The following is a 12,972-nucleotide window of genomic DNA, read 5'->3' as shown; positions in this document are numbered from 1 at the left end:
GTTGCCGGTCGGTCCTCCGACGCGGTGGACTGTCCCCATGGGTGAGATCAAGGTGGGCACCGCCTCGTGGACCGACCGGACCCTGCTCGACTCCGGCTGGTACCCGGCGAGCGCCGACACACCGGAGAAGCGGCTGTCCTACTACGCCCGGCAGTTCCCGCTGGTCGAGGTGGACGCCACCTACTACTCGCCACCGGCCGAGCGCACCGCCCGGTTGTGGGCCGAACGCACCCCGGCCGGGTTCACGTTCAACGTCAAGGCGTTCAGCCTGCTGACCGGCCACCCCACCCGCGTCTCCGCGCTCTACAAGGACCTGCGCCCGGAGACGGACAAGCGCAACGTCTACCCGGACGACCTGCCCGCGCAGGCGTACGAGGAGGTGTGGACCCGGTTCCTGTCCGCCCTCGACCCGCTCGTCGAGGCCGGCAAGCTGGGCGCGCTGCTGTTCCAGTTCCCGCCCTGGTTCACCATCAAGCGGGCCAACAAGGAATACCTGCTGGAGGTGGAGCGGCGGTGCGCGCCGCTGCGCCCGGTCTTCGAGTTCCGGCACGCCTCCTGGTTCGACGGCGACAACGCCGAGGAGACGCTCGGCTTCCTGCGCGAGCACGAGCTGCCGTTCGTCTGCGTGGACATGCCGCAGGGACACAAGTCGTCCATCCCCCCGGTGCTGGCGGCCACCGCGGACCTCGCTGTGGTCCGGTTCCACGGGCACAGCGACAAGTGGACGAGCAAGGACATCCACGAGAAGTTCGGCTACGACTACTCCAAGCGGGAACTGCGCGACTGGGCGCCAAAGCTGCGCGAGCTGGCCGGCCAGGCCGAGCAGACGCACGTGCTGATGAACAACTGCTACCAGGACTACGCGCAGCGCAACGCCACCACGCTCGCCGGCCTGCTGGATTCCTGAGCAGCTCACCCGGTACGGGTGAGGCCCGCTCACCCGCCTCCGCCGCAGCATGGATTGTGGGCGCCGGCTCGGGCGCCGCGACGAGGAGGTGGGTCATGACGGTACGGGTGGTGGCGGACCGACGCCGCGGTGGCGTACTGCACGTGGTCGGCAGCTCCGAGGCGGCACGGCGGGGCGAACGGCCCGGCCGGTTCAGCCCGACCCGGCTGTGGCGGGGCCCCAGCGGCCCGCCGCGCCGCGCCGACGACCGACGCTGGGAGACCGAAGCACGGGGGTGAGCCCGATGGCCGAACAGCTGTTGTCCGCGTTCGAGTCCTCGCTGGACAAGACGAACGTGATCCTCAAGGAGATCGAGTCCGCGTACGGCTGGCCGAAGGAACAGCGCAACCAGTCCTATGCCGCGCTGCGTACCGTCCTGCACCTGCTGCGGGACCGGCTGCCGGTGCAGGAGAGCACCGAGTTCGCCCAGCAGTTGCCGGTGCTGGTGCGCGGGATCTACTTCGACGGCTGGCAGCCGGAGAACGTGCCGATCAAGCTGAACCGCGACGACTTCCTGTACGAGGTGCGCCAGGGCTTCCCGTACGACGCCGAGGGCGGCGCGCAGCGGGTGGTGCAGGTCGTGCTGGACACGCTGCGGCGGCACGTCACCCAGGGCGAGTGGGAGGACGTGAAGGCCACCATGCCGGGTGACCTGCGTCAGATGATTCCCTGATCCGGCACCGGACCGGCCCGTCCCGCCCCCTCGGCGGGGCGGGCCGCCGGCTCGGCCGGGTCTCGCAGCCGCTTGACGTGCGTGAGGTAGCGGCTCATCTTCACCGCCACGCAGACGTCGCCGGGCGTACGCTCCCGCCAGTCCCGGTAGTGCCAGCCCGACGTGCCGACCAGGAACATCGCCGCGCCCTAGTGAAGGTTGATCTGGAAGACCTCGAACGTGGCGCCGAACCGCGTGCCGAGCCGGCTGCCGGCCGGCCGGGCCATGCCCTCCAGGAACTCCTCGGCGTCGAAGCCGCCGTCGCCGAGCCCGCTCAGGTACGCCCCGTGCGCCCGCAGCGACGCCACGCCCCGGTCGAACGTCCCGGTCACGTCCACCCCGTGCCCTGCCGCCGGCGATCCGGCCGCCCACACCTCACGCACCCGCGACCACGGCTGCGTGCCGTCGATGAGCTGCTCCGGGAAGATCCACCGGTTGCCGGCGTCGCGGACCGCGTCCAGCGTGGCCCGGCCGCAGGCGATGTGGTCGGCCTGGTTCAGCGCGTACGCCCCGTCCCACGTCTCCCGGAAGTTGTTGGTCAGCACCACGTCCGGCCGGTGCCGGCGCACCACGGCGGCGATGGCCCGGCGCAGCGGCACGCCGTACTCCAGCAGCCCGTCGGGCAGGCCGAGGAACTCGACCTCCGACACCCCGACCACGGCGGCGGAGGCCCGCTGCTCCTCCTCGCGCACCACCCGGGCGCGTTCCGGCGTCATCCCGTCGATGCCCGCCTCGCCGCTGGTGAGCAGGCAGTACACGACCTCCTTGCCCTGCCCGGTCCAGCGCGCCACCGCGGCGGCGGCGCCGAACTCCAGGTCGTCGGGGTGGGCCACCACTGCGAGCGCCCGCTGCCAGTCCTCGGTCAGCGGGGTGAGCGGCTCCGGCTGCGTCACGTGCGTCTCCTCGCGTCGTCCTCCCGCCATCCTGGCATCCACCCGTCCCGGCCGCTTGCCCCGCGAACCGTCCGTACGGCGGCGTAAGGGCGTCTACGGTGTGGTTAGAGAAGATCGGGCGTGGGGTACCACCCGCTGCACACGGACCCCGGCACCACGCGGGGCGGCACACCGAGGGAGCACCCATGGCATTGAACGACGACGACATCCAGAGCAGCGGCGGCAGCGGCCTGGAGGGCCCGGCCGACGGCGGTGCCACCCCGGGTCAGCACGACGGTGGCGCGGACGGCGGCGCGGAGGGTCCGGCTGACGGCGGCGCTACTCCGGGTCAGCACGACGGTGGCGCGGACGGCGGCGCCGAGGGCCCCGCTGACGGCGGCGCTACTCCGGGTCAGCACGACGGTGGCGCGGACGGCAGCGCCGAGGGCCCGGCCGACGGCGGCGCGACCCCCGGCCAGCGCGACGGCGGCGCCGACGGCAGCGCCTGACACATGAGCACCACGCACGTCGACCCGCCGGGTGGCCACGGCCGCCCGGCGGTTCCGTTCTCCGCGACCGAGGCGCTGGCCCGGTGCGTGGCGGTGGAGCCGGCCAAGTTCGCCGCCGACCACTGGGGGCGCAGCCCGCTGCTGTCCCGCGCCGCCGAACTGCCCAACGCCGACGGCTTCACCGACCTGCTCAGCCCCGCCGACGCCGACGAGCTGCTCAGCCGCCGCGGTCTGCGTACCCCGTTCCTGCGGGTGGCCAAGGACGGCCAGCTCGTGCCGGCGGCGCGGTTCACCGGCGGCGGTGGCGCGGGCGCCGAGATCGGCGACCAGGTCCTCGACGAGAAGGTGCTGGCGCTGTACGCCGACGGCGCGACGCTGGTGTTGCAGGGCCTGCACCGCACCTGGCCGGCGCTCGTCGACTTCGCCCGCGACCTGGGCACCGCGCTGGCCCAGCCGTTGCAGGTGAACGCCTACCTGACGCCGGCCGGCAGTCAGGGCTTCGCCACCCACTACGACACCCACGACGTGTTCGTGCTCCAGGTGGACGGGCGCAAGCACTGGCGGATCCACCCGCCGGTGCTGGCCGACCCGCTGGAGCGCCAGCCCTGGGGCGGCCGGGCCGACGAGGTGTCCGCGACCGCCGAGGGCCGCCCCGAACTGGACGTGGTGCTCGAACCGGGCGACGCGCTCTACCTGCCGCGCGGCTGGCTGCACAGCGCCCAGGCGCAGGAGTCCAGCTCGCTGCACCTGACAGTGGGCATTCGGGCGCTGACCCGGTACGCGGTGGTCGAGGAGCTGCTCGCCCTCGCCGCCGAGGACGCGCGGCTGCGCGCGAGCCTGCCGTTCGGTCTCGACCTGGCCGACCCGGACGCGATCGAGCCGGAGCTGACCGAGACCGTCGAGGCGCTGCGCGACTGGCTGCTGCGGGCCGACCCGGCGGCGGTGGCCGGCCGGCTGCGTGCCCGGGTCTGGCCGGCCGCCCGCCCGGCGCCGATCCGGCCGCTGGCCCAGGCGCAGGCGCTGGCCCGGCTGACAGCGGACAGCGAGGTCGCGGTGCGTGGCGGGCTGCGCTGGCAGCTCACCCCGGCCGCCGACGGACGGGTCACGCTGCGCGTGCCGGACCGGACGCTCACGCTCCCCGGCACCTGCGAGGCGGCGCTGCGCGCGCTGCTCACCGGGGAGGTCACAAGGGTCGGCGACCTCCCCGGCCTCGACGACGACGCCGACCGCCTGACACTGACCCGCCGCCTGCTCAAGGAGGCCGTCCTGACCCCCGCCTGACGGGCGCGATCATGAGGTCGACCGGCGGCGCGACGGCGTGTCGCGCCGCCGACCCATGATCGCCGGCGGTCAGCGGGTGTATGTCACAGTGAGCAGGAGCAGCGTCGTCACCAGGCCGGATACGGCCACCAGGATCATCGGGCGAGGGGTCAGCACCGCGTGGCGGCGGTCGGCCAGCAGCCGGGCGGGCGCCAGCCCGATCACCGGGCCGAGCAACGTCACCACCAGCGCCAGCACCGGCAGGCCCACCGCCAGGTCGCCGCTGGAACCGGCGGCCAGCGCCCGCGCAGCCACCCCCAGGGCGTACGCCACCAGCGCCCCGCCGATCCCGCACGCGACCAGCAGCGGGTTCACCGAGCCGGGCAACTCGCCCGGCGCCCCGGTGCGGTCCAGCAGGTCCCGGACCGCCCGCAGCAGCGGCACCGGGTCACCGGCGGCGCCGCGTACCGGGCCGGGCGGGTCACCGAGCCGCCGGGCGCCCACACCGAGCCGGGCCCGCAACTGCGTCCACAGGTGAGTGACCTCGCCGTCGACGCGCTCCACCATCCGGGACGCCTCGGCCACCTCCGCCTCGGCCTGCCGCACCTGCTCGGCGGCCTCGGCGACCGCCCGGTCCGCGGCGGCCACCTGCTGGGCGTACCAGGTGTGCGCCTCGGCCCGCTGGGCGGACACCCGGGAGGTCAGCTCGGCGAGCCGGCGGATCTGCGCGTTGTACGTCTCACTGGCAACCGGTTCGTTCATCGGGACGGACCATAAGGGATGATCACCTGTCCGGTGCGGTGCACCGCGCGGTCGAAGTAGAGACCGCGCCACGGCCGGGGATACCAGTCCGGCCCGCCGCTGCCCGGATACAGCGAGGAGCCCAGCTCACCGCCCTGCACGTCCAGCGCCACCCAGGCGCCGATCTGGTCGGTGCGCGCGCCCGCGCCGCCCAGGTCGACGCGCATCCGGGCCACGCCGCGCCACCACGCCAGCACGTGCGTACGCCGTTCCGGCCCGTCGTGCAGGATCCGGCGCAACTGCTCCAGCCCGGTGCGCGTACCGGCCTTGCCGGCGAGCGCCGCGGCGGCCGCGTCCACCGCGTACAGCAGCAGGAAGTGCGGGGTACGCGCCGCACCCGGCGCGCCGAGTCCGTCGCCCACCTCGGCCATCAGCTCCGGCACCGTCTCCTCGTCGTACCAGGAGGCGTCGCCTTCCAGATCCTCGTACAGGGCGCGGGCGGCCGGGTCGGCGTCCGGGTCCAGGCAGGCGATGGAGAACCGGGCGGTGCCGGGCCGGTACTGCCGGGCCAGCGACCGGGCGGCGGCGTCGAGCACCGCGCACGCCTCGTCCACCCGGGTGCCGAGCACCGCCAGGTTGCGGCCGGGAGCGCGGGGCAGCCGCAGCGCCGCCGAGCGGGACTGCACGTCGATGATCTCGCCGAGCAGCGCCACCGGGCTGCGGGGCACGCCCTGCTCCGGCGCGGTCAGCGCGCGGAAGTCCGGCGCGTCGGCCAGCTTCGGGATCGCGTCGCCGTCGAACAGCCGGGCCGGCGCGGCGTCCTGCGGGCGCATCCGCCACAGCCGGTGCTGAAGCTCGCTCCACGTCTCCCAGTCGCTCGCCGACGGGATCCGGGCCACCTCGTTCCCCTCGGCCAGGCCCGACTCGGCGTTGATCACCGCGTGGTGGCGGGGCAGCGACTGCGCCGCGTCGTTGCGCTCGGCCAGGATGCGCAGCGCCTTCGGCAGCGCGATCCGCAGCGTGAACTGGGCGACCAGCGCGGGCCGCCCCCACAGCGCCTCGATGCCGCGCACGTCCTGCGAGGCCAGCACCAGGTGGATGCCCTGCGACCGGCCCCGCCGGGCCAGGTCCTCCAGCAGGTCGGCGGCCTCCCGGGCGACCACGTCCCGGCCGGCGAGCAGCGCCTGGAACTCGTCGACCACCGCGACGATGCGCGGCCAGTGCCCGTCCGGGTCCACCGCGCGCAGCTCGGCCAGCTTGGTGACCTCGTGCTTCTTCGCGGCGTCGGCGCGCCGGCGTAGCTCCTCGGCGAGGAAGCGCAGCAGCGCCAGGCCGAACTCCCGGTCGGTGTTGACGTTGATGCCGACCAGCCGCATGTGCGGCAGCCAGCTCGGGTCGCGCCGGCCCTGCGCGAACCGGGCGAAGGACACGCCCTCCTTGAAGTCGAGCAGATAGAACTCCAGCTCGGCGGGGGAGTAGCGGGCGGCGAGCGCGCCGATCCAGGCGAAGATCAGGTTCGTCTTGCCGGTGCCCGACGGGCCGCCGATCAGCGCGTGCGGCGGGTAGTCGCCGAGCGTGAGCAGCACCTGCCGCCCGTGCGGGCCCTCGCCGATCGGGGCGCTGAGCCCGTGCGCCGAGTCCTCCCGCCAGTACTCGTCCGGCGGCGGGAGCAGGTCGGTGAACGGCGTCGGCGGCGGGCCGGCGGCCACCCGGGAGGCGACGGTGCGGCAGGTCTCGGTGACCAGGGCGGGCGGCGGCGGCGCGTCGAGCACCACCGGCAGTCCGGCCACCCGGGCGTCGTCCGGCTCCACCGTGATCCGGGTGACGGTCGGGTCGTCGGGCAGCTCGATGCCGCGGACCACCAGGTGCACGCCGCAGGCCGCACCGGTACGCACCACCCGGTCGAGCTGGCCGCGCTCGTGCCGGGACAGCTCGTCGCCGCCGAGCAGCACCGCCACCCGCCACGGCTCCGGCCGGCGTCCGGTGGCGGCGGCCAGTTCGCGCAGCGAGCCGTACTCACCGGCGAGCACCGTGGCGTTGATCCGGCGGATCTGCTCCACCAGGTCGTCCAGCAGGCGGCCCAGCCCGCCCGGCCCGACGAACGTGAGCAGCCCGGCCGTGCCCAGCGGCGCGAACCCGGCCAGACCGCCGCCCAGGTGCTCCGGGTCGTATCCGTACAGCCGCACCGCGCCCGGGTCGGCCCGTCCGACCGAGCGCAGCAGCAGCGCGGGGACCACGGCGGCGAGCCCGTCCCGGTCGCCGCCGGCCAGGTGCGCGTGCCCGGCGTCCAGGAGCGGGACCAGCGCCGGCACCGGTTCGGCGCCGTCGAGGCGTACCGTGCCGACCCGCAACGAGCCGGGCGGCTCGGACCGGCCGGCGGACGTGGCCTGCCAGCGGTCCCAGGGCGCGGACGCCGCGCCCGGCGCCTCCCGCTGTGCCGCGGCGGCGGCCCGCCGGGCCAGCTCGGCGAGGCGGGCCGTGTGCCGGGCGTCGATCTCGGCCAGGCGCCGGTCGCGGGCGGCGCCCACCCGGGCGGGCACGGCCGCGGCGGCCCGGCGGGTACGCGCCAGCCGCTCCCGGCTCGCGGCCAGCTCGGCCTCGGCGGCGGTGAGCCGGGTACGGGTGGCGCCCAGGGCCTCGGAGAGCATCCCCCGGACCCGCGTCACCAGTTGAGCGCGGACGTCAGCCACGGGACGGCTCCCGATCGTCGGTGTCCTTGGGCAGGTCCCGGCCGAGCCGGTCGAGCAGCACCCCGGTGAGCACACCCGCGGTGACCGCCGGGTCGGCCGCGTGCGGCTGCTCCGCGTCGTCGTCGCGGCGCGGCGGGGGCATCCGGCACACCCGGGTCAGCAGCGTGTCCAGCACCGGCCGCGGCAGCCCGGGCAGCAGGTCGCGGACCCGGGAGTCCAGCGCGCCGCGCAGCCGGGGCAGGTCGTCCGCACGGGGCGGATGGCCGAGCAGCTCACCGGCCAGCTCGCGCAGCAGCGGCGGGGTGATCGCGGCCAGCCCCAGCCCCACGTCGGCGTGCGCCCGGCGCAGCTCGCGGTGCAGCCGGTCCCGGTCACCGGAGCGGATCCCGGCGACCACCCGGCGCAGCAGCTCGTGGGAGTCCTCGACGCGTTCGTCCGGCTCGTCCGGCGCGCCCTCCCGGCCGCCGGTCAGCTCCGCCACCCGCACCGCCCACCAGCGCCGTACCGCCGGCTGCTCACCCGGCTCGGCGGCCGGGGCGGCCGCGGGCGGCTCCTCGCCGCGCGGCGTGTCGTGCTTCGGCGGCCGCTCGCCCGGCGGCGCCGGCCGCGCCCCGTCCGGCGCCAGCCCGATCGCGGCCAGGTACGCGGTGAGCTGCTCCTGCGCCACGCGCAGCGCGTAGCCGGCGGTCTCGGCGTGCTCGGTGGCCGAGGACAGCTCCGGTACCCCCATCGGGTCGGACGACTCCTGGCGCACCCAGCGCAGCCGCTCCTGCGCCTGGCCGAGCTTCTCCAGCGCGGCGGCGAGCTGCGCCAGCGGCAGTTCCTCGGCGGCGGCGCGCACCTGCGCGCCGATGTCCTCGACTATGGACACGGCCGGCCTCAGAGCGTCGCGACGTAGAGCTGTGCCTGTTCCACCGCGACCAGTGTCGCGGCCAGACACTCCTCCAGTTCCTGGCCCGCCTGTGTCAGCGAGGCCTGGGCCGCCTCGACCGTCTCGTGACCGCTGCCCTCCAGCGCGCCGGCCAGCGTCTGCTGCGCCTCGGCCAGCTTCTCGCCGGCTGCCTGCACCGCTGTCTGGCCGTCACCGATCTGCTGGAGAGCGACATCGATGGCGGCCTTCAGCTCGGCGACGCTCGCCACGGGGACCTCCTGGGGGCGGAAGAGATCTCCATTACAACCCATCGGAACGGGTGGACGAACATCCACCCTCGCGTGGTTGCGGCCCTCGTGTCCGGTTCCCGCGTTGACGTGCGCGAAGACCCCGGCCGGCGGTCCCGCCGGCGGACGCCGTGGTCCCGCTCGCGGGACCGGCCGGGCTAAGGGCGCAGCCAGCGCGGGCCGCGTACCTCCGCGCCCAGCGCGGTCACCCGCTCGCGCAGCTCCCGGTCGGCGGTGACCACCACCCGCCGCCGATCCGGTGCCGCGGCGACCAGCTCGACCATCGTGTCGTCGCCGGAGCCGGGCGCGGAGACCACCTCCACGCCGGGCGCGGGTGCCACGTGCCGGGCCGCGCCCTCCACCACCAGCACCACCTGCACCGGTGGCGGCAGCTCCGGCGGCACGCCCGCCTCGCCGACGGGCACCAGCGCGTCGCGCAGCCGGACCGCCGCGCCGGCCCGGTCGCGCCACCAGCCGTCCGGGCGCGAGCCCACCACGTTCGCGCCGTCCACGATCAGCAGCGGTCTGCTCTCCATGCCCCCCAGCCTGCCATCCGGTCGCGTTTGTCGCGCCGACCGCCGGGTAGCCACCGCCGACCGTGCCGCGCGTGCCGGGTGCCGGTCGTGCCGACTGACTGCGGAGGACGAGATGATGGGACCGGGTGACTTCGGCAACGACCCCTGGGACGAGTTCCTGGCCCGATACTTCGGCCGGGGCGAGGGGGGACGCCGGCCGGCGCACCGGGTCGACATCACGCGCCTGATGACCGCCGACGCCCGGGAGATGCTCGCCGACGCGGCCCGCCGCGCCGCCCAGAAGCACAGCAACGACCTGGACACCGACCACCTGCTCTGGGCGGCGTTGCAGCGCGAGCCGTTGCGTGACCTGGTCCGCCGGGCCGGCGCCGACCCGGACGCGCTGCTGGGCGCGCTGGGCGGGCGCGGTGAGGGCGCACCGCGCGGCGAGGTGCCGCCGAACCTGTCGCTGACCCCGGCCGCGAAGCGGGCGCTGCTGGACGCGCACCAGCTGTCCCGCGCCATGGGCGCCAACTACATCGGTCCCGAGCACATCCTGATGGCGTTGCCGCTGAACCCCGAGTCGCCGGCCGGCCGGATGCTCGCCGCCGGCCGGATCCAGCCCGAGTCGTTGCAGGCGGCCAGCGCCGAGCGCGGCGCGGCGAACGCCCCGCGCCCGGACCGGGGCACCCCGACGCTCGACCAGTACGGCCAGGACCTCACCGAGCTGGCCCGGATGGACCAGATCGACCCGGTGATCGGCCGGGCCGACGAGATCGAGCAGGCGGTGGAGATCCTGTCCCGGCGGACCAAGAACAACCCGGTGCTGATCGGTGAGGCCGGTGTCGGCAAGACCGCGATCGTGGAGGGCCTGGCCGAGCGGATCTGTGACGGCGACGTGCCGCAGACGCTGATCGGCAAGCGGGTGATCCAGCTCGACCTGTCCGGCCTGGTCGCCGGCACCCGCTACCGGGGTGACTTCGAGGAGCGCCTGAAGAAGGTGATCGACGAGATCCGCGCCCACCGCGAGGAGCTGATCATCTTCCTGGACGAGATCCACACGCTGGTCGGCGCGGGCGGCGCCGGCAGCGAGGGCGGAATGGACGCGTCGAACATGCTCAAGCCCGCCCTGGCGCGCGGCGAGCTGCGGGTGATCGGCGCGACCACGCTCGACGAGTACCGGCGCAGCATCGAGAAGGACGCCGCACTGGCCCGCCGGTTCCAGCCGGTGCTGGTGCCCGAGCCGACGGTCGACGACACCATCGCGATCCTGCGCGGCCTGCGCGACCGGTACGAGGCGCACCACCAGGTCCGGTTCACCGACGAGGCGCTGATCGCCGCCGGTGAGCTGTCCGACCGGTACGTCACCGACCGGTTCCTGCCGGACAAGGCGATCGACCTGATCGACCAGGCCGGCGCGCGGGTGCGGCTGCGCACCCGTACCCCCGCCGAGGACGTGCGCGAGCTGGAGCAGCAGCTCGACGAGACGCGCCGGGACAAGGAACAGGCGGTCTCCGACGAGCAGTACGAGCGGGCCTCCGCGCTGCGCGACCGGCTAGCCGAACTGGAGGACCAGGTCCGCCGCGCCCGCGGCGACGAGGGCCCCAGCCACGTGCCCGAGGTGGGGCCGACGGAGATCGCCGAGGTGGTCTCCCGGGCCACCGGCATCCCGGTCACCCAGCTCACCGAGGAGGAACGCGACCGGCTGCTGCGCCTGGAGGGGCACCTGCACGAGAAGATCATCGGCCAGGACGACGCGGTCAGCGCCGTCGCCGAGGCGGTACGCCGCTCCCGCACCGGGCTGGCCGACCCGGACCGGCCGATGGGCAGCTTCCTGTTCCTCGGCCCGACCGGCGTCGGCAAGACCGAGCTGGCCCGCGCGCTCGCCGAGGCGCTGTTCGGCGAGGCGGACCGGATGGTCCGGGTGGACATGAGCGAGTTCCAGGAACGGCACACGGTCAGCCGGCTGGTCGGCGCCCCGCCCGGGTACGTCGGCTACGAGGAGGCCGGTCAGCTCACCGAGGCGGTCCGCCGCCGCCCGTACGCGGTGGTGCTGCTCGACGAGATCGAGAAGGCGCACCCGGACGTGTTCAACATCCTGCTCCAGGTGCTCGACGACGGCCGGCTCACCGACAGCCAGGGCCGCACCGTGAACTTCAAGAACACCGTCCTGATCATGACCAGCAACCTCGGCTCGGAGCTGATCACCGGCACCCAGCGCACCGTCGGCTTCGCCACCGGCGGGCCCGGCGAGCAGGAGAGCGACGAGCTGCGGGAGCGGCTGATGCGCCGGCTCCAGGAGAACTTCCGCCCGGAGTTCCTCAACCGCATCGACGAGGTGATCATCTTTCAGCGGCTGGAGGCCGAGCAGCTCCGCCAGATCACCGGGCTGCTGCTGGAGGAGACCCGCCGCCGCATGCACGCCCAGGACATCCAGGTCGACTTCAGTACGGCGGGCGTCGACTGGCTCGCCGAGCACGGCTACCAGCCGGAGTTCGGCGCCCGGCCGCTGCGCCGGGTGATCCAGCGCGAGGTCGACAACCGGCTGTCCCGGATGCTGCTGGAGAACAAGGTCTCACCGGGGCAGAAGGTCACCGTCGACACCCGTGACGACCAGCTCGTCTTCGACGTCACCGCCGGTGAGCGGGGCTACACACCGGCCACCACGTCCCATCCCCGATGACCGGCCGGGGCCCGTCCCGGCCGGGCCGGGACGGGCCGTCACCGAAGGACCGGAGGGCGGACATGACCGAACCCGAGGAAGTCCCCGACGACGACACCGGAGCCGGTGAACCGATCGAGGCGGCCCCGACGGCGAACCCGTCCCGGGTCCGGGTGCCGCCGGAGGGTCTGAAGCAGCACACACCGAACGAGGGCGAGCCGGCACCCGGGCCGCCGCCGGGAGAGGAGGCGTGATGGTACGCGAGGCGCGACTCGACCCCGAGGTCGAGGTGATCTGGGACGACTTCCACGCCGAGGTGAACGTGTCCTCCGAGACGCTGCGGCAGTGGCTGCTGACCCGCGGCTCGGGAGAGGAGGCGTTCGGTCCGGGCCCGGACCTGGACCTGCCCGAGCCGGGCCGGCAGATCCTCGCCGTGCTGCGCAAGCGCAAGGTGGACCTCACGCCGGAGGACATCGAGGTGATGCGGGAGGCGATCAGCCGGATCCGGGAGCTGACCGCGCAGCGGCCACGCCGGGGCAACGCCGACGACGAGTGGCGCCACGCCCTGCTCGACCTCGGTCACGACGTACTCGTCGAACGCTGAGCCGGTGCGGCGGCGCCCGGGCGGACCACCCGCCCGGGCGCCGCGCGCTACTCCGACTCCAGGCTGGGCAGCCGCAGCCCGGCCGCGTCCGCCGCGGCCTGCCGGTCGGCCCGGGCGCGTTCCTCGCGGCTGAGCAGGTTGGCATACTCGGTCACGTCGGCCGGCCCCGGCACCTCCGGCAACCGGCGCAGGAACGCCTCCACCTCGGCGGAGGCGGTGGTGTGCGCGGTGGCCGCCTGGCGCAGCAGCTCCCGCTGGTCGGCGGCCGGATACAGATCAGTCATGTCGCCGGTGATACCCGGG

16 protein-coding genes are annotated in these 12,972 nt (G+C 74.8%); 8 read left to right on the top strand and 8 right to left on the bottom strand.

Annotated elements, in window-relative coordinates; all coding sequences use genetic code 11:
• Positions 1-37 precede the first annotated feature (37 nt).
• The 3 genes from ML5_RS27390 (at position 38) to ML5_RS27380 (ending at position 1,619) form a co-directional block, all read left to right on the top strand.
• A complete protein-coding gene (locus ML5_RS27390; RefSeq protein WP_013476991.1) occupies positions 38-907 on the top strand; it encodes a DUF72 domain-containing protein in 870 nt (289 codons plus the stop codon).
• 95 nt (positions 908-1,002) lie between these two features.
• The gene (locus ML5_RS27385; protein ID WP_013476990.1) at positions 1,003-1,185 is read left to right on the top strand and encodes a hypothetical protein; all 183 of its coding nucleotides are present in this window, start codon (positions 1,003-1,005) and stop codon (positions 1,183-1,185) included.
• Between the two features lie 5 nt (positions 1,186-1,190).
• Entirely contained in the window at positions 1,191-1,619 is a 429-nt protein-coding gene (locus ML5_RS27380) for a DUF2267 domain-containing protein (protein WP_013286052.1), read from the top strand.
• Here the strand turns inward: ML5_RS27380 and ML5_RS27375 are convergent.
• Together ML5_RS27375 and ML5_RS27370 are read right to left on the bottom strand one after the other, a co-directional pair.
• The gene (locus ML5_RS27375) at positions 1,604-1,798 is read right to left on the bottom strand and encodes a hypothetical protein (RefSeq protein WP_013476989.1); all 195 of its coding nucleotides are present in this window, start codon (positions 1,796-1,798) and stop codon (positions 1,604-1,606) included. The two genes, ML5_RS27380 and ML5_RS27375, sit on opposite strands and share 16 nt — an antisense overlap.
• 9 nt (positions 1,799-1,807) lie before the next feature.
• On the bottom strand, positions 1,808-2,551 hold the full coding sequence (locus ML5_RS27370) for a PIG-L deacetylase family protein (protein ID WP_013476988.1): 744 nt from the start codon (positions 2,549-2,551) through the stop codon (positions 1,808-1,810).
• Positions 2,552-2,736: 185 nt separating this feature from the next.
• Between ML5_RS27370 and ML5_RS27365 the strand changes: the two genes are divergently transcribed.
• Both ML5_RS27365 and ML5_RS27360 read left to right on the top strand, forming a co-directional pair.
• Complete coding sequence (locus ML5_RS27365; RefSeq protein ID WP_013476987.1) at positions 2,737-3,039, top strand: hypothetical protein; 303 nt, start codon at positions 2,737-2,739, stop codon at positions 3,037-3,039.
• 3 nt (positions 3,040-3,042) lie between these two features.
• Entirely contained in the window at positions 3,043-4,320 is a 1,278-nt protein-coding gene (locus tag ML5_RS27360) for a cupin domain-containing protein (RefSeq protein WP_013476986.1), read from the top strand.
• A gap of 69 nt (positions 4,321-4,389) precedes the next feature.
• Here the strand turns inward: ML5_RS27360 and ML5_RS27355 are convergent, their stop codons facing one another.
• The 5 genes from ML5_RS27355 to ML5_RS27335 form a co-directional block, all read right to left on the bottom strand.
• Positions 4,390-5,061 (bottom strand): hypothetical protein, encoded by a 672-nt coding sequence (locus ML5_RS27355; protein ID WP_013476985.1) that lies wholly within the window; start codon positions 5,059-5,061, stop codon positions 4,390-4,392.
• Entirely contained in the window at positions 5,058-7,730 is a 2,673-nt protein-coding gene (locus ML5_RS27350; protein ID WP_013476984.1) for an FtsK/SpoIIIE domain-containing protein, read from the bottom strand. The genes ML5_RS27355 and ML5_RS27350 overlap by 4 nt, the downstream gene beginning before the upstream one ends.
• Positions 7,723-8,601: a hypothetical protein gene (locus ML5_RS27345; RefSeq protein WP_013476983.1), complete on the bottom strand. Its 879-nt coding sequence runs from the start codon at positions 8,599-8,601 to the stop codon at positions 7,723-7,725. Before ML5_RS27345 ends, ML5_RS27350 begins: the two co-directional genes overlap by 8 nt.
• Before the next feature lie 8 nt (positions 8,602-8,609).
• Positions 8,610-8,870, bottom strand: a complete 261-nt coding sequence (locus ML5_RS27340; RefSeq protein WP_013286060.1) for a hypothetical protein — start codon at positions 8,868-8,870, stop codon at positions 8,610-8,612.
• Positions 8,871-9,046: 176 nt separating this feature from the next.
• Positions 9,047-9,424 carry a hypothetical protein gene (locus tag ML5_RS27335; protein ID WP_013476982.1) on the bottom strand — a complete coding sequence of 126 codons (378 nt, stop codon included), beginning with the start codon at positions 9,422-9,424 and terminating at the stop codon, positions 9,047-9,049.
• A 112-nt stretch (positions 9,425-9,536) separates the two neighbouring features.
• On the opposite strand from ML5_RS27335, the gene ML5_RS27330 reads away from it, so the two are divergent.
• The 3 genes from ML5_RS27330 to ML5_RS27325 all read left to right on the top strand — a co-directional run bounded on the left by ML5_RS27330 (position 9,537) and on the right by ML5_RS27325 (position 12,669).
• Positions 9,537-12,086, top strand: coding sequence for an ATP-dependent Clp protease ATP-binding subunit (locus ML5_RS27330; protein ID WP_013476981.1), 2,550 nt, complete (start codon positions 9,537-9,539; stop codon positions 12,084-12,086).
• A gap of 62 nt (positions 12,087-12,148) precedes the next feature.
• The gene (locus ML5_RS32445) at positions 12,149-12,319 is read left to right on the top strand and encodes a hypothetical protein (RefSeq protein ID WP_013286063.1); all 171 of its coding nucleotides are present in this window, start codon (positions 12,149-12,151) and stop codon (positions 12,317-12,319) included.
• Positions 12,319-12,669 (top strand): DUF3140 domain-containing protein, encoded by a 351-nt coding sequence (locus tag ML5_RS27325; RefSeq protein WP_013286064.1) that lies wholly within the window; start codon positions 12,319-12,321, stop codon positions 12,667-12,669. The genes ML5_RS32445 and ML5_RS27325 overlap by 1 nt, the downstream gene beginning before the upstream one ends.
• A 47-nt stretch (positions 12,670-12,716) precedes the next feature.
• Here ML5_RS27325 and ML5_RS27320 read toward each other — a convergent pair whose 3' ends face one another.
• Positions 12,717-12,953 (bottom strand): hypothetical protein, encoded by a 237-nt coding sequence (locus tag ML5_RS27320; protein ID WP_013476980.1) that lies wholly within the window; start codon positions 12,951-12,953, stop codon positions 12,717-12,719.
• Positions 12,954-12,972: the final 19 nt, after the last annotated feature.

Origin of the sequence: Micromonospora sp. L5 (assembly GCF_000177655.2) — a bacterium.
Taxonomy (GTDB): domain Bacteria; phylum Actinomycetota; class Actinomycetes; order Mycobacteriales; family Micromonosporaceae; genus Micromonospora; species Micromonospora aurantiaca.
This window is presented reverse-complemented; position numbering and strand designations above follow the sequence as displayed.